Here is a 14814-nt window from a genome sequence, read left to right on the forward strand (position 1 = left end):
ACACGCCGCGCATGCGACGCACATGGGTCGAAAAATGGCCTTCATCCATGAATCGGCTCATCGCAAGTTGGGTCAGCGGCGCACTAAAGGCATCGAGCTGGGTACGGATATTGGCGAGTGGCTCCAGCAGGGCTACCGGTACCACGGCAAAGGCGAGCCGCAGCGATACGAACATGGATTTACTCAGCGTGCCGAGATAGAGCACTCGGCCATGCGAGTCAAGCGAATGCAACGGTGCCACTGGTTGGCCGACAAACCCAAATTCGCCATCGTAGTCGTCTTCCAATACCCAGGCGTCATGCTTTTCTGCCCAATCCAGCAGCGCGATGCGGCGCTCCCGGCTCAAGGCGACACCGGTAGGAAACTGATGTGACGGCGTGACGTAGGCTAGCCGTGCGTTCGGTGCGCGCAGTAATCCCTGTTCCACTTGCAGGCCCTCCCGATCTACGGGTATGGGCACGGCGACGGCTCCGGCAAGTTCCAGTGCCGCACGCGCACCGGGGTAACCGGGATCTTCCATCCATGCCGCCTCGCCAGGGTTCATCAGTAGCAAGGTCAGCAGGTACAAGGCTTGCTGGACACTGTTGAAGATGATGACCTGATCCGCCGTGCAGCGCACCCCGCGTAGTTGCGCCAGATGGTGCGCCAGCGAGCTGCGCAGCGCCGGCAGACCGCGCGGATCGGTGAAGTTCATGTCGGCGCGCTTAAGGTCGCGGGCGGTGCTCGCCTGTATCCGCTGCCAGATCTTCCAGGGAAACTCGGCAGTGTCCGCAACGCCGGAGTTGAACGGCTGGAACTCATGCATGATGCGACAAGCGAGGTTGCCCGCCAGTTTGCTTCCACGCGCCGAAATGGATGGCGTGCGATGTGGCGCTTTTGCGCCCCGAGCCTGGACGGCCGGCCTTGTCACCTGTCCGGCGATAAAGGTGCCGCGGCCCAGGATGCGCTCCAGCAAACCCTCTTCCACCAGTTGCGCGTAGACCTCCTCCAATAGACCACGAGAGACGCCATAGTCGGCCGCTGCTTTACGGCTGGACGGCATGCGCTCCCCCGGCGCAAGCCGTCCTTCCAGCACCGCGTTGCGCAAGGCGAGATAGACATCGGTGCGGCGTGGGTGACTGCCGGGCACTGGCGGCAGCAACGCCCCGCGGGAGCGGCGTGACATAGGTCTCCTGATATCGGTCCGATTTATCTATGCAATACGGTCCTGGAATGCTGCCCGCATATCGGTAGTCTGGCCGCTCGATGTCCGGATCATATGAGGTGCCACATGTTTTTCAAAACTACCGTTATATGCGCGACAGTCTTTGCAGTTATGTGCGGCCTGATCGTGACTTGGCCGCCGCTTCACGCGGCTACCGCAGCTGCCGCGGAACGCGATGGGCAGCATGATTTCGATTTTCACCTTGGCCATTGGAAAAGCAACATATCCCACCTGCAGCACCCGCTGACCGGCTCCACCACCTGGACCGCCTGCGAAGGCAGCCTGGTGGCGCGCAAAGTCTGGGATGGGCGCGCCCAGATCGAAGAGCTGGAGGCCGATTGCCCCTCCGGTCATATCGAAGACTTGCTGCTGTTTTTATACAACCCGCAATCTCATCAGTGGAGTCTTAATGCGGCAGCCGTTGGTGACGGCGTCATAAGCCGCCCCATGTTTGGCGAATTCAAAAACGGACGCGGCGAGTTTTACGATCAGGAGACGATCAAGGGTCGAACCATCATGGTTCGACAAGTCTGGTCAGATATCACCCCGACCTCGCACCATTTTGAACAGTCATTCTCCGATGACGGCGGCAACACCTGGGAGCCCAACTTCAAGGCCACGCTGACCCGAGAGCCGTGAACATATCTTGGCCGGGAGCCATGGATGTCGAGGGCAGAAGATGGCTTTGGCCTTTGAGGACCTGTGCTGATATTTCCGCGACGGGTCCAGGCCGATGTCGACATGGCATACAGTGCGACCAGTCATGGAAAACCCGGCTAGCTTCTCAACTTCAAGAGCACCGTTTGATGCGCCTCAGGCTTTCACTAATTGCCATTGCCGCCTGCCTCTTCACTGCAGCCGTCGCCGCTTCCGACCTACACGTGTCGCCGGTGTCGGGTGAGGATCTGCAAAACGTAGCGGGCTACTACGACAACGGCGGCGTTTTACTGAAAGCCTTGACCTATCCGGATGCCTACGGCAATGAGCGCATTCTGGCTTTCGGTGGCAATAAGCACGGAGCTAAGCGTGACAGTGAAAGCTATGTCTCCCTGCATGCCTATGGTTTGATCCAGGATCATGGGGGCTATCTGGCCCGATGGGAGATCAAGGAATCCAACGGAGGCCTGCTCTGTGGCCTGAGAATGTTGACACCGCTGGTCGACATTATCGACGCAGGGGATGGTCAAGCACTCGTTGTCGTCCCGTACTGGATCGATTGCGATGGACTGGATCCGACTGACCTCAAGCTGATCATGGTCTATAAGGATCGTAAGTACGCGATCCGCGGCAGCTTGCCTCATCAGCAAGGTGACGAGATAACCCGCACACCGGGAGAGACCTTCAAGGAGCTTCCGGCGGCGGTACAAAAAACAGCGCTGGCTTATTGGGAAAAAGTGCTAGCTGCAGCGCAGAAGGCCGGTGCCGACCGGGGCGAACCGGACCTGCCGCATTGATGGTTTATGCGGTTGCCGCTGGCGGATGATGGCGATGGTCGATATCCAGCCGAATCAATCAGAGGTTTCCCAGAGATGCCTTGTTTTATTCGGTAGCGCCGCCAAGGTGATCTTGCTGCGCACCAACCGCAAGCGATGATGCCATTCAACGACGCAAGTATCCTTCCGGCGGATCTCATATTACCGCGACAGCTCTGCGCGTAAGATCTTTTCACCTCAATACCTTCGAGCTCTTTTATGGCGTCTCCAGAGTTACCACATGCTGGAACAGGGTCGAACACTAAAATGAGTCGCAAGCTCATTGAATCGATCAAGACGCGTGGACTAGCCGGTGCAGCCAACGATACGAAGTGGAATGAACTGATAGATTTCATCCGTAGTCGTGACGGCTGGGTGCCCTCCTATCGCTGTAAGTTCGTCCTCAACGGATACATCTCGCGCTGGGATACGGAATGGTCCTATCACCTACCGTTTCCATTCAAGAGTGTCGAATGGTTTGATATCGGCCTGCATCAACTTATCCGCCATGGGCCACTTTTACCGGTGAGTGTCATCGATCATAGCGAGTGGCTGTTGCCAAAAATCCACAGCATTGGCTTCGATCACGTCGTGGCAGGTGACGTAGTACGACTATTTGGCTACCTGCCGCGTGATATGGGCGATCTTCCAGCGTCTTAGAATGCACGTTTTGCTACGGGGCCCTTCCAGGGCCACTAAACAGGTAAGTCGATACAAGTTCATCTTGCCTTGCCTGATGCTTACCGAGTAAGTCGGGCCATGCTTAGGAAGACCTTTAGACTGCCGACGAGCCCCAGGTTTTTCTAGGTAGGTGGTTGTGCGACGAGCAGCCCTTAGGCTGCTCGGCTGGCCACGCCTCGCCGAACGCAGCTGCAAGCGAAACCACCTTGCATGGCGCACCACGCACAACACGCGTATCGCGAGTGTGTTGTGCCAAGGAGTATATTTTCGATATCTATCGTCAGCGGGAGATACGAGCGCGCCGAGCTGCACCATCGCGATGCCTCGAAGCGCAGGAGCGGCCTCCACGATGGATGAGCCCATTCGAGCAAGCTCGCCGCAATCGCGCCATAGTTGTCACTCCCACCGCTTGAGCATGCGGCCGCAAGCTATCCCACGACCACCCACCAACGCGCCGGCGACAGCTGGCACCGACAAGACGGGAACGTGAGGAGAAACGAGATGAACAAGATTGCTGTATGGGGCTTTGCCTGGGTGCCGCCATTTGCCCAAGGGCTGGTGCGGGATCTGCGTGTGCGCTGGGCGCTGGAAGAGGCGGGACTTAGCTATGAAAGCCGATGGGTAGGCATTGAGGAGCGAGGCTCCGATGCCTATCGGCGCAAACATCCTTTTGGACTGGTGCCGGTGCTCGAATCCGATGCCGGAGCGCTGATCGAATCGGGCGCTATCGTGTATGCCATTGCCGAACATTGCGAGGCGCTGATGCCTCACGACCAGCGCGCCAAAACACTGGCCTGGATGTTTGCCGCGCTCAATACCGTCGAGCTGCCGGTCTGGAATCTCTTCGTGATCGACCTGCTGCATCAAGACGAAGCATGGGCAAAGCTGCGGCGACCTGGTGCCGTAGAGGAAGTGAAGGTTCGATTGAGCGCGCTTTCCGAATGGCTTGGCGATCGCGATTACCTGCTGGATGGTTTCACCGCAGCCGACATCCTGATGACAACGGCACTGAGGTTTATCCGGCACACGGATTTGCTGGCCGAGTTTCCACGGCTTGACGCCTACGTCCAGCGTTGTGAGGCACGCCCAGCGTTCCAGGCGGCTTTACGCAACCAGATGGCCGACTACGCGCACAACGTACCCGTCGCAACCTGAGCTCGGGCATGCGGGTAGATCGAACGGCTAGGCGAAGAAAGCGATAGCCCGCGACGAACCCGTGTGGCGGCAAGCCGTCGAGGGGTCTATCCAGGAACCGGTCGTCGCAGCGGCCACCGCTGGCTGCCGTGACGATTCTGGGTGTCTGCCTGGTGGATACGATGCCAATACGAAACCTGGCGCTACTCCTGCGCGCAGATCAGCGCAGCCGCGCTACGCACTCGGCAAGTGCTTGATCATCGATACGCAGGTAAGACTGACCCCAAGCGACGACTGATAAACGACGCGATCTTCCCCTTCGAATCCCAGCGACCGATAAAACGAAACCGCATTCAATGTGGAGTCCAGTTGAATACTGCCAAGTCCGGCACTGACCGCCAGGCCTTGCAGATGGTCCATCATGGCTCGACCCACGCCCCGCCTCATGTACTCAGGAAGGACAAAGACGGCATCGATCCTTCCTGTCTCGAGATCGATCATCCCCGTGCCAACGATGTGGCTACCCACCGCAGCGACGTGGAATTGATCGGCGACGCGTCTGGCAAACGTCTCCGACATATCACCGGAGGTCCAGATGTCCAGGTCGGCCGCCGCATAGTCATCGCGGCATTGGGCGCGAATCGCCTCGCGCCTGATGGCGAAGCTGATGGCCGCGTCTTCGATAGTCGCATGTCTTATCTGCACGATAGTCACACCCTGCCAGGCAAGTCGGTCCACTGAAATAGTCCGCCTTGGGTGGCGGCTTCCAGCGTTGAGTACCACACAACATAGACGCACGGACAGTGGCGGATATTGGAATCCTGACCCGGCCATAGCGCCGATATTCGGCCATGCCCCGCAGCGATGCAGCTTCTATGCAACAGCGAACTAGCCGATCTGCTCGACCAGCATTTCCTTGCCAGCCTTATCGTGGAACGCCGGGTGCACGTAACTCATGCGCGGCGCCGGCCAGACAACGATCGCGCGTGTTGTAGCCTTCGCCAAGGCGTTCGAGGGCGACGTTGAACGCCTGTACCAGCGCTTGCAGCTCGCGCTGTCCAGCGTCATCGACACTCTGCTGGACAGCGATACTCAAAAGCTCTCTTACCCGGCGTGCCACAGATGCGCCTGGAATGGCGCCTCGACAGGCGGGTGGGTGACGCTGCCGGTGTAGTTCGTGATGGTGGACGCAGCGACGATGGCGATGACCTCCAGCAGATGATGCTTGCCGAAGCCGGCCGCGATGAACTGATCGGCATCCTGTTCGGCCAGGTGTCCGCGCTTTTCGATCAGGCTGCGTGCCAGCGTAGACAGCGCAGCGAGACTGGCGTCGTTCGGCGCACGGCGCTCGCGGATCGCCTGGACATCGGCTGGATCGAGACCTTCGTTCAACGCCAGCGCCGTATGAAATGCGACCGGCCATGCGCTCGCGTTCGTCACCGCGTTGGTCAAAAGAACGCACTGGATTTGCGCCTCGTTAAAGCTGCCGCCGTGCACTTTTTGGAAGAGTGCAACCAGGCTGCTGATCAGAACAGGGGAATGCGCCATCGCGCCGACGACATTGGGGATCATGCCGAATGCCTGCTGTAGATGCTGTAGCGCCGGCTTTGACGACTCAGGTGCGGAGTCGACGGTATGGACTGGAAAAGTTTGCATAATGTTCAACCGTTTGTGGGGAGTGGGGAAAGCGCCATAAGCTTTGTTGCCAACTCGCGGTGCTGCTTCGGGCGCTGGGGTTCAACCTTCGGCGTTGCGGATCGAGGCTTGACCGTGACCGCCGCGAAGCACGTCGAACGGCCCCGCCGGCTCGACCTGGTTCACGCCGTCGCGGATGGCGCAACCGGTCTCAAGGCGGCTGGCGTAAACGATCACGGGCGCCTGCGAGAGGTGGGCTAAACTCGAGTTACTTATCTTGCGAGGACTGGTTCCGGCGCATATGCCAAATAACCCTCGATTCGCGCCAGAAGCGATCCGCCCCGAGCTGCCGCGGCGAGTCGAAATCGTTGCGTTTGCCGCCGTGCAGATGCTTGATCTCAGCGGGCCCTTGCAGGTCTTCGCGTCTGCTAACGACACCCTTACCCAGGCAGGTCGAGCGCCGCACTACACGCTCCACGTCGTGGCGCGCGAAGGGGAGCATGTCAGCGCATCGAATGGGCTTGGACTGACCACAGAGGCGCTGCCGCCGCGGCAGCTAACGCTCGATACGTTGGTGATCGCCGGCGGTCCGGGGGTTGATGCCGCCGCAGCCGATCCCGCGCTGGTGGATTGGCTACGGGCGCGCGCCAGATCGGCACGACGCGTTAGCTCGGTGTGTACCGGCGCATTCCTGCTCGCGGCTTCCGGCATGCTGGATGGGCGCCGCGCGACGACCCACTGGTCGTTCTGCGCCGAGCTGGCACGGCGCTTTCCCTCGGTGCGGGTGGAGCCTGATCCAATCTTTGTGCGCGATGGCTCTGTTTGGACCTCAGCCGGTGTGACCGCGGGCATCGACCTCGCCCTGGCGATGGTCGAAGAGGACCTCGGGCGTGACATCGCGCTGGCGGTGGCGCGTTACCTGGTGGTGTTTTTGAAGCGACCGGGTGGGCAGGCTCAGTTCAGCACGGCGTTGTCACTACAAGTAGCGGATGACAAGTTCGGCGCGCTGCATGCATGGATCAGGGCGCACCTGGCCCAGGACCTTTCGCTTGCCGTCCTGGCCGATCAGGTCGCGATGAGTGCGCGCAGCTTCAGCCGTCACTACCTCGAGGCCACCGGACAGACGCCAGCCCGTGCGGTGGAACGGCTACGGGTTGAGGAAGCACGTAGGCTACTCTCGGAGTCGCAGCTGCCCGTCAAACGGATTGCCCAGCGATGCGGGTTTGGCTCGGAGGAAACGCTGCGAAGAAGCTTCCTGCGCCTGCTTGCGACAACGCCGCAGGACTACCGCGCGCGTTTTAGTTAAACGCGCTGACAAGCCGGCATGGCTAAGCCATGCCCGCGCCGAGGCTGGACGCTTGGGGTCGAAGATGAGCCTTGCCTCGCCTCACGGCCCCCTGCGACTCAGTTGTCGTCACCGCTCAGCAGCGAGCCGACGATGCCACCGAGCAGGCCGCCGCCAACAGCTGCTCGCCCACCGCCGCCGCCTTCGTTGCTGGGTAGGTATTCGGCAACCTGGTGCGCCAGGCGCGAGATGGGTAGCGTTTGTAGCCACACGGTTCCGGGGCCGGTAAGCGCTGCAAGGAAGATGCCGTCGCCACCGAAGATGGCGTTCTTGATGCCGGGAACGGTGGTGATCTGAAAACCCACCGAGGCCTGGAACGCACCGACGTGTCCCGGGTGAACCCGCAGGGTTTCGCCGGGTGCCAGGTCCTTGCGGATAAGTTCGCCGGAGAGTTCCAGCCACGCCGTGCCGGTGCCGCCGATTTTTTGCAGCATGAAACCATCGCCACCGAAAATGCCCGCGCCCAGCGATTGTTGAAAACCCACGCCCAGGGTGACTTGCGGCGTGGCACAAAGAAAACCATGTCGATGCACCAGGTATTCGTTAGCCGGGCTCACGGACACCGGCACGATGTGACCCGGAACCTTGGTGGCGAAAGCAACCTCCCCCGCTGTCTGCACGGCACGGTACTCGGTCATGAACAAACTGCCGCCGCCGACCACGCGCTTGAACATGCCGAACAAGCCGCCACCGCCGCCCATCTGGGTGTGGGTCGTCATCTGGATCGATGCGGTCATCCAGGACAGCTCTCCGCTCTCAGCGAAGACGCTGTCGTTGGGATCGAGCTGCACTTCCAGTACCGGCATCACCGTGCCCTGTATGCGCGTCTGCATATGCTGTTCTCTTGATGGTGGATAGTTATCGGTGAACTTTCGAAACAGCGCGTTGGCTTGGCAACTGAAGCGACGCGCATAAGTACATGCGGGTGCGGTCAGCTATGTGAGCCCAATCTCGATAGATACTGCTCGAGCTCCCGCACGTGATTGCTATAGGCATCGATAGTCATGGCTTCGCACTGTTGCTCTGCGATCGGTGGCGGCATCGGATGACTCGCCGGCTTGGCTATGGCGCCAAAGCGAGCCGCAAGCTGCGCATGAGCATTCTCGAATCGTTGATTGATCGCATGCACGGCTTGCTCATTTATTTTCTCGCAATGCCGCACCTGAACGATGTCATGAAAGTACTGCGCGCGGCCGTTCAAGAAAACAGCATCGAGCTCCCCGGGTAGCAGCGGCTTGCGAGCAGGTGTTGTTTGCTGTGCGTACGCCGCGCCCATCGAAAGAAGCATCATTGCCGTTGCCAAGCCAAGCGTCTTCATTCGCAGCTCCTGTCGCCGTGCACGGTCCAACTGTGGGTGCGTCATTTTCTGGAAGCATCATCTTCGGAAGCGGACACTATCAGAATCGCAATCATAGCCAGCTAGGCGAACCGGTTTACCCAACGGACTCGACCATCTCGGCTAGCGTTACCCGCATGCCTGGCTTACAAGCCGCTGACCTATCGTGGTGCAACCTTGCCTGCCTGGTCGAACCGCTTAGGCGTCATCAGCGCTCCGTGAAGAGGCCAAGATCGTGACGCGGAAACCTGTTCACGCTATCGGGCGAAAGTGTCCGGGCGGGTGTTTCGTATCGCGCCGGATAAGCCGGCGCAGGGTCGACGGCTCGGCATAGCCGACCTGCCGCGCAATTTCTTCGACGGGCAGGCGTGTGGTCTCCAGCAGATATCGCGCGGTCTCCAGCCGGATCCGCTGCACGAATTGAATCGGTGAGACGCCGCAAATGCCCGCCATGCGCCGAGCGAACGTGCGCGGCGTCAGGGCAACCACCCCGGCAAGTTCGTCCATGCCGAAATCACGGGCGATATTTTCGCGAACCCATTGCTCGGCTTTGGCGATCCTGGGGTCCTGCCCGGCAAGGTAGGTAATCGCTATAAAAGGCGCCTGCGAACGTCGCTCATCCAGCAATAGATATTTTGCGCAGGCCTGGCTCAGGCTGGGCCCGGCAAACCGCGCCACCACGGCCAGCATCAAATCCATTTGCGCCATTGCCGCGCCAGCGGTCGCGATGGGCCAGTCGGCCACGACTATCTGCTCGACCATCAGCCTAACCCGGGGATAGCGGCGGCGAAAAAGCGGCGCCAGCCACCAGGTCGTAGTCGCCGGCCGGCCGTTGAGCAGCCCCGCCTCGGCAAGCAGAAACGTGCTCGCGCACGATGCCGCCAGGGTGGCGCCGGCGGCGCCGGCTTCTGCCAGCACCTTGCCTGCGCGTTGTAACAGCGGGCCGCTCAATGCCGTATCCAGCTCATCGGCCGAGGTGATGCCGAGGCCGGGGACGATGATGAGCTCAGCGTGGCCCAATGCCGCACGACTCAGCCGCGGCCCGGCATGAATGGTGGCGACCTCGAACGGTGGCCGACGCTTTGCCATCGCGCTGATCCGGTTGGCGGTAGCCATGACGTCGTGGGTAATCGCCGCGCTGGACGCCATGCCGCCGCGGAGCTCGAGAACGGCAACTTTGGTCATGTCAAAAAATACCTGATCCATGTCGTTTTCGACGCTAGTCCAGCCGGCGCTGGAGCGCAATCATCAGCCGATGAAAGAGCGGCGCCGAGGCGCGATGAAGGCGTTGGCTCCACCTTGCCATCGACACTAAGGAAGCACCGGGTGAGCTCACTGAATATGCACGCGGATGACCCGCTCGAGGATTTCGATGCTCGTCACGTCACCCTCAACGGCGTCGCCAAAAAGGTGTACGTCAGCGGGGCCGGGCCGGCGGTCATCGTGATGACCGAGATGCCGGGTATCAGCCCCCACGTCGCCCGCTTCAGCCGCTGGGTTCGAGACGCCGGCTTCACCGTCTATATGCCGTCGCTGTTTGGCCGCGACGGCGCCGTAGCCAGCGCAGAAGAGGGCGCGGCGGTGTATCGAAAAGCCTGCGTAAGCGCTGAATTTCGCGCCTTTGCCGGCGGCGGATCGAGCCCGGTGACGATATGGCTGCGCGCGTTGGCGAAGCTTGCCCACGCGGACTGCGGCGGCCCCGGCGTCGGCGCTATCGGGATGTGCTTCACCGGCAACTTCGCCCTCACGATGATGCTGGAACCGGCCGTGCTCGCGGCGGTGCTGGCGCAACCATCGCTACCGCTCGACGCCCCGGCGGACACCGGTATCGATGACGACACCTTGCTCACGGTTCGGCAACGCCTTGAGCGCGACGAGCTGACCGTCATGGCCTATCGCTTCGAGGGCGATCAGTACTGCAAGGCGCAGCGCTTCGCCGCGTTTTCCCAGGCGCTCGGCGACCGGTTTATCAGCCGGGTACTTCCCGACAGCGCCGCCAACCCCGATACAGCGCCGTTTTTTCAACGCTATGTCAGCTGTCCGCATAGCGTGCTAACCGCACATCTGATCGACGAAGCCGGCCAACCAACCCTCGCCGCCCGCGATGAAATCATCGCCTTCTTCACCCTCAGGCTCAGCGCCGGGGCGCTTGAACGTGAAGGATTACCGGCCCTCGCCGGCAAACCCATGACGGCATCAGAGCCAACGATGAAGAGCCGTCCATGAGCCTCGTACCGAGCTGGGCATGATCGCACGGTCTACGAGTTCGGCTGACGCCTCGCGGTGGAGACGCCGGCCGAAAGACTTCATCCATCGCCAGCGTCTCTCATATGGAGGCTGTAGCCGACTCGGTTATAGAACGGACGCGAGGCTCAACATGATTCGGCCAACGCTACCGCGTCGGCGCCAGCCGCAAGGCGAAGCGGGCTCGAAGCATCATTCGCCGCGCGCCACACTGCTTCGGCCACATCCAGCGCCCGGGTAACGACGGACGACTGCGCCCAGCCAGCGAAGACGCTTTGCGCCAGGTCGGTGTAGGCCTCGGGGATGCCACCGTGCATACGGGGCTGGGCGTTTTCAGCGAAGCGGGTCTGCGGAGCCCGTCCCGGAAGCACCAGGCTTACTCGCACATTGAAGGGCTGCAGCTCCAGCGCCAGTGACTCGGTGAACGCGTTCACCGCCGCCTTGCTCGCGGTGTAGACGGAAAGCAGCGGCAGCGGCCGCAATGTCACGCTCGAGGTGACGTTGACGATGACACCGGCCTGGCGTTGCCTGAACTGCGGCAGCAACGCCTGGGTCACGGCCATCGTACCCAGGGTATTGGTCTCGAAGACCTCGCGGGCCGTCTCCATCGAAATGCCTTCGAGGGTGCTCAACACGCCGATCCCGGCGTTGTTGACCAGCACATCGATCGGCCCTGCGACATCGACCAGCCGACGAATGCTTTCAGCGTCGGTGACATCGAGGGCCAGCACGCGCAAATGTTCGCGGGGAGGCAGCACATCCTCGCGCGGCGCGCGCATAGTGGCGATGACCTTCCAGTCGCGATCGAGAAAGTAGCGGGCGGTTTCGAGGCCGAACCCGGATGAGCATCCGGTGATCAGGACGGTTTTCATGGCGACTCCTGCTGCTGGTTGGCGATAGCAGGACGATAGGCCAGCATGTCCGGACCTACTACAATCAAAAGTCCGTGTTTCGTTTGCAGGAGTCCGGCCGTGGTCGATCCGCTTGCCGAGGTGGTCACGCTGCTGCAACCGGGCGCCCCGTTCTCGAAGGTGGTCAGCGGCGCAGCTGCCTGGAGCATTCGTCGCTCGGAGGCTGGGCGCCCCTTCTATAGCGTCATCCTCGACGGGGCCTGCCGCCTTGCAGTGGACGGATACGAGCCAATCACCCTGCAGGAGGGCGACTTTGTGCTAGTGCCCTCGGCCCACGGCTTCACGATGTCCAGTCTGCAGCCGAGCACCTCGCAGGATATCGACAGCCCGCCCGTCGCCTTGCCCGATGGCGAATTCCGGCTCGGCCTTCAAGGCGCCCCGGCCGACGTTCGGTTGCTGGTCGGCTACTGCGTGTTTGGTTCGCCGGACGCCGCCTTATTGGTGTCGCTGCTTCCGCAGCTGGTGCATGTTCGCGGTGAAAAGAGATTGGCCACCCTGGTGCAGCTGGTAGGCGAAGAATCGCGCCAGCTGCGGCCGGCGCGCGAGGTCATCCTTGCGCGCCTATTGGAGGTGCTGCTTATCGAAGCCCTTCGATCCGGCACCGGGAATGCCGCGTCGCCGGGCCTGTTGCGCGGGCTCGCCGATGCACGCCTCACGGTCGCGATACGCTGCATGCACGAAAATCCGAGCCACGCCTGGACGGTGCTGCAGTTGGCGAAAGAGGCGGCGCTCTCGCGCTCGGCGTTCTTCGAGCGATTCAGCCGCGCCGTCGGCGTCGCCCCGATGGAGTACTTGCTGGCCTGGCGCATGGCGTTGGCCAAGAAGCTGCTGCTGCGCAAAGAAGCTGGCATCGCCGACGTCGCGCAACGCGTCGGCTACAGCTCCGCCAGCACCTTCAGCGTTGCATTCACCCGCCATGTCGGACTGCCGCCCACCCGCTATGCACGGGAGCAGATGGCATCGCTACGCCGGTAACGCCACCCCAGCCAGGGCTCGAAAGCCATTGAAAACTTGCCTGCCATCTTGCGTGGTTGTCAGAATTCAACGACCAACCTGGAGCATGCGATGGCTATCAGCGGTGGCTGTTACTGCGGGGCAGTGCGCTTTGAGATCGATGGGCAAGTGCGCATGCGCGCGCTCTGCCTGTGCCGGACCTGCCAGAAAATCTCCGGCGGCGCCGGCAATCTGTTCATTGGCCTGCAGGCGGATGACTTTCGTTATACCCACGGCGAGCCTCGCTACTTCACTCGTGCCGACGTCGCCGAAGCGCCTACCCGCGAATTTTGCGGCGAATGCGGCGTGCATTTGGCCTCCCGTTCGCCCAAGGCTCCCGGCGGCATGATTGTCAAAGTAGGGACGCTGGATGACCCGGCCGTCTTCGCCGGTCCGGCGATGGTGTTCTGGGCCGAGCAAAAGCAGGGCTTTCATCGCTTGCCCGACGATGCCACCGTGTTCCCCCGACTCCCGGGCCGCTGATAAGGGCGCTGTTTTAGACGCCTAAACGCTAGGATCAATCCACCTTGGTATAGAACACGTAGGTCGCGGTATAGGGCACCCCCACCGTGGTGTCGGCGCGGACAGGTGGCTTGGCCGGCGCCACGCCACCCTGGGTCGAGATTCTTTGAACGTAGGTCACCTTGCTCAACACACCGGCCGCAGGATCAGCCACCACCTTCAGCAGTAGCCAGGGGATGTCGGCGGCGCGCTTGGCGGGCACGCTGATCACTGGCGTCTGCTTATCACGGGTGACCTTGCTGCCATCGGCAGCCTCCCACGACGGGCCGGCATAGTGATGAAGCACACCCTCGCGCCCGCTCAATTCAGCCAAAGGCGCTTCGAATGTCCAGGTGAGCGCGGTGCCGTTATCGGCCGTGCTCGTATAGATCTGCACGCCGGTGGCCTTGGCGCTGAACGCGGCGGTATATCCGGCGGGTGGCTGCAAAGCGGCCGGTAACGCTTCAGCCGCTCGCGAAACCTCTGCGCCGGCGAATGGCAAAACGGCCATCGCGACCAAGGCGAAAATGTTATGTCCGGTCATATGCATATCCTGGCTGAGAGTGTGCGCTTCTCTATCGGATTCAGCATAGCTGTCTTGAGGGCCAGGCCATCCGTTCCTGCCTGATAACGGGTTCATCGTACCCAGGTCAGCCGTTCTTATGAGCCGCGGGGGCGTACCGAGCAGTCCGTTTGGGTGCTGCTGGCGTCATCCGTGCAATCTCTGCTCAGGGTCGCAAGCTGACTTCCATGCGGGATCTTGGGTAAAGCAAGTCGAGTGGTTTCGCTCTAAATGAGCCCAGCTGGCTTTAAATCCGGATGTTTCGCGTACAGCGGATTCATGATTTCAAGAAGCATCTCGCCTAATATTCTTCCCGCGGCCATACGATAGCGTTTGAACTCGTCTTCCGGACAGTTTTCCATCACGAGAATAATCGACTCGTCCAACCTCGCCCCGTATTCAAGCATCAGCTCGCTGATTTGCTTGGCGACTTGTTCGTTGCCGATCATGCAATTTCCCTCTTTTAAAGTCCGGTTCCGGCGGCGGACGTCCCGTGCATATCGATGAGGCTACTTAGCCCCGACAAAAGCGGATAGATCAGGATGTCCCTCAACCGCGCTCTAGCTGCACATGCCTTTGATTGACGAATACGCCGTAGGTGGCGAGAGCGATGGCGGCCAACGATAACCAGTGATGCAAGAGAATCGAGTGATGCCACACTGCGAAAGACGCAGGCGCATAGCTAACGGTTAACACCACGAGAGAAACATATCCTGGTACAGGTCGCAGGCGAAGGAGAATGATGGTGACGATTGCAAGAAGGCCGCAACCGATCCATGCCGCATGTACATACAAA

General features: G+C 61.0%; 20 protein-coding genes. 8 read left to right on the plus strand and 12 right to left on the minus strand.

What is annotated here, in order from left to right; all coding sequences use genetic code 11:
* The coding region (pdxR, locus tag OUZ52_RS19490) for a MocR-like pyridoxine biosynthesis transcription factor PdxR (RefSeq protein ID WP_266160212.1) at nt 1-1165 on the minus strand (1165 nt) is incomplete at its 3' end.
* A 165-nt stretch (nt 1166-1330) separates the two neighbouring features.
* On the opposite strand from pdxR, the gene OUZ52_RS19495 reads away from it, so the two are divergent.
* The 4 genes from OUZ52_RS19495 to OUZ52_RS19510 all read left to right on the plus strand — a co-directional run bounded on the left by OUZ52_RS19495 (nt 1331) and on the right by OUZ52_RS19510 (nt 4512).
* The gene (locus OUZ52_RS19495; protein ID WP_266160213.1) at nt 1331-1843 is read left to right on the plus strand and encodes a hypothetical protein; all 513 of its coding nucleotides are present in this window, start codon (nt 1331-1333) and stop codon (nt 1841-1843) included.
* Nucleotides 1844-2010: 167 nt separating this feature from the next.
* Nucleotides 2011-2658, plus strand: a complete 648-nt coding sequence (locus tag OUZ52_RS19500) for a M949_RS01915 family surface polysaccharide biosynthesis protein (RefSeq protein WP_266160214.1) — start codon at nt 2011-2013, stop codon at nt 2656-2658.
* 285 nt (nt 2659-2943) lie between these two features.
* Nucleotides 2944-3336 (plus strand): DUF6678 family protein, encoded by a 393-nt coding sequence (locus OUZ52_RS19505; protein ID WP_266160215.1) that lies wholly within the window; start codon nt 2944-2946, stop codon nt 3334-3336.
* Between the two features lie 522 nt (nt 3337-3858).
* Nucleotides 3859-4512, plus strand: coding sequence for a glutathione S-transferase family protein (locus OUZ52_RS19510; protein WP_266160216.1), 654 nt, complete (start codon nt 3859-3861; stop codon nt 4510-4512).
* Nucleotides 4513-4725: 213 nt separating this feature from the next.
* Here the strand turns inward: OUZ52_RS19510 and OUZ52_RS19515 are convergent, their stop codons facing one another.
* The 4 genes from OUZ52_RS19515 to OUZ52_RS19530 form a co-directional block, all read right to left on the minus strand.
* The gene (locus OUZ52_RS19515; protein WP_266160217.1) at nt 4726-5229 is read right to left on the minus strand and encodes a GNAT family N-acetyltransferase; all 504 of its coding nucleotides are present in this window, start codon (nt 5227-5229) and stop codon (nt 4726-4728) included.
* Nucleotides 5230-5416: 187 nt separating this feature from the next.
* Entirely contained in the window at nt 5417-5587 is a 171-nt protein-coding gene (locus OUZ52_RS19520; RefSeq protein WP_266160218.1) for a hypothetical protein, read from the minus strand.
* 8 nt (nt 5588-5595) lie between these two features.
* Nucleotides 5596-6063, minus strand: coding sequence for a carboxymuconolactone decarboxylase family protein (locus tag OUZ52_RS19525; protein ID WP_266160219.1), 468 nt, complete (start codon nt 6061-6063; stop codon nt 5596-5598).
* 165 nt (nt 6064-6228) lie between these two features.
* Nucleotides 6229-6363, minus strand: coding sequence for a hypothetical protein (locus OUZ52_RS19530; protein ID WP_266160220.1), 135 nt, complete (start codon nt 6361-6363; stop codon nt 6229-6231).
* A 64-nt stretch (nt 6364-6427) separates the two neighbouring features.
* On the opposite strand from OUZ52_RS19530, the gene OUZ52_RS19535 reads away from it, so the two are divergent.
* Entirely contained in the window at nt 6428-7432 is a 1005-nt protein-coding gene (locus tag OUZ52_RS19535) for a GlxA family transcriptional regulator (protein WP_266160221.1), read from the plus strand.
* Between the two features lie 98 nt (nt 7433-7530).
* Here the strand turns inward: OUZ52_RS19535 and OUZ52_RS19540 are convergent, their stop codons facing one another.
* From OUZ52_RS19540 to OUZ52_RS19550, 3 genes are all read right to left on the minus strand, one after another.
* A complete protein-coding gene (locus tag OUZ52_RS19540) occupies nt 7531-8304 on the minus strand; it encodes a TIGR00266 family protein (protein WP_266160222.1) in 774 nt (257 codons plus the stop codon).
* A 98-nt stretch (nt 8305-8402) separates the two neighbouring features.
* Complete coding sequence (locus OUZ52_RS19545; protein ID WP_266160223.1) at nt 8403-8789, minus strand: hypothetical protein; 387 nt, start codon at nt 8787-8789, stop codon at nt 8403-8405.
* Nucleotides 8790-9059: 270 nt separating this feature from the next.
* Nucleotides 9060-9992: a GlxA family transcriptional regulator gene (locus tag OUZ52_RS19550; RefSeq protein ID WP_266160224.1), complete on the minus strand. Its 933-nt coding sequence runs from the start codon at nt 9990-9992 to the stop codon at nt 9060-9062.
* 141 nt (nt 9993-10133) lie between these two features.
* On the opposite strand from OUZ52_RS19550, the gene OUZ52_RS19555 reads away from it, so the two are divergent.
* Nucleotides 10134-11033 (plus strand): dienelactone hydrolase family protein, encoded by a 900-nt coding sequence (locus tag OUZ52_RS19555; RefSeq protein WP_266160225.1) that lies wholly within the window; start codon nt 10134-10136, stop codon nt 11031-11033.
* A 146-nt stretch (nt 11034-11179) separates the two neighbouring features.
* Here OUZ52_RS19555 and OUZ52_RS19560 read toward each other — a convergent pair whose 3' ends face one another.
* Entirely contained in the window at nt 11180-11923 is a 744-nt protein-coding gene (locus OUZ52_RS19560; RefSeq protein ID WP_266160226.1) for an SDR family oxidoreductase, read from the minus strand.
* A gap of 99 nt (nt 11924-12022) precedes the next feature.
* Here OUZ52_RS19560 and OUZ52_RS19565 point away from each other — a divergent pair, with 99 nt between their 5' ends.
* Both OUZ52_RS19565 and OUZ52_RS19570 read left to right on the plus strand, forming a co-directional pair.
* Nucleotides 12023-12937 (plus strand): AraC family transcriptional regulator, encoded by a 915-nt coding sequence (locus OUZ52_RS19565; protein ID WP_266160228.1) that lies wholly within the window; start codon nt 12023-12025, stop codon nt 12935-12937.
* A gap of 90 nt (nt 12938-13027) precedes the next feature.
* On the plus strand, nt 13028-13438 hold the full coding sequence (locus tag OUZ52_RS19570; protein ID WP_266160229.1) for a GFA family protein: 411 nt from the start codon (nt 13028-13030) through the stop codon (nt 13436-13438).
* 34 nt (nt 13439-13472) lie between these two features.
* On the opposite strand, the gene OUZ52_RS19575 is transcribed toward OUZ52_RS19570, so the two are convergent.
* The 3 genes from OUZ52_RS19575 to OUZ52_RS19585 form a co-directional block, all read right to left on the minus strand.
* Nucleotides 13473-14000, minus strand: a complete 528-nt coding sequence (locus OUZ52_RS19575) for a DUF3455 domain-containing protein (RefSeq protein ID WP_266160230.1) — start codon at nt 13998-14000, stop codon at nt 13473-13475.
* A gap of 245 nt (nt 14001-14245) precedes the next feature.
* On the minus strand, nt 14246-14467 hold the full coding sequence (locus OUZ52_RS19580) for a hypothetical protein (protein ID WP_266160231.1): 222 nt from the start codon (nt 14465-14467) through the stop codon (nt 14246-14248).
* Nucleotides 14468-14567: 100 nt separating this feature from the next.
* The coding region (locus OUZ52_RS19585) for a hypothetical protein (RefSeq protein WP_425493891.1) at nt 14568-14814 on the minus strand (247 nt) is incomplete at its 5' end.

The organism is Dyella silvatica (assembly GCF_026283955.1).
Classification (GTDB): domain Bacteria; phylum Pseudomonadota; class Gammaproteobacteria; order Xanthomonadales; family Rhodanobacteraceae; genus Dyella_C; species Dyella_C silvatica.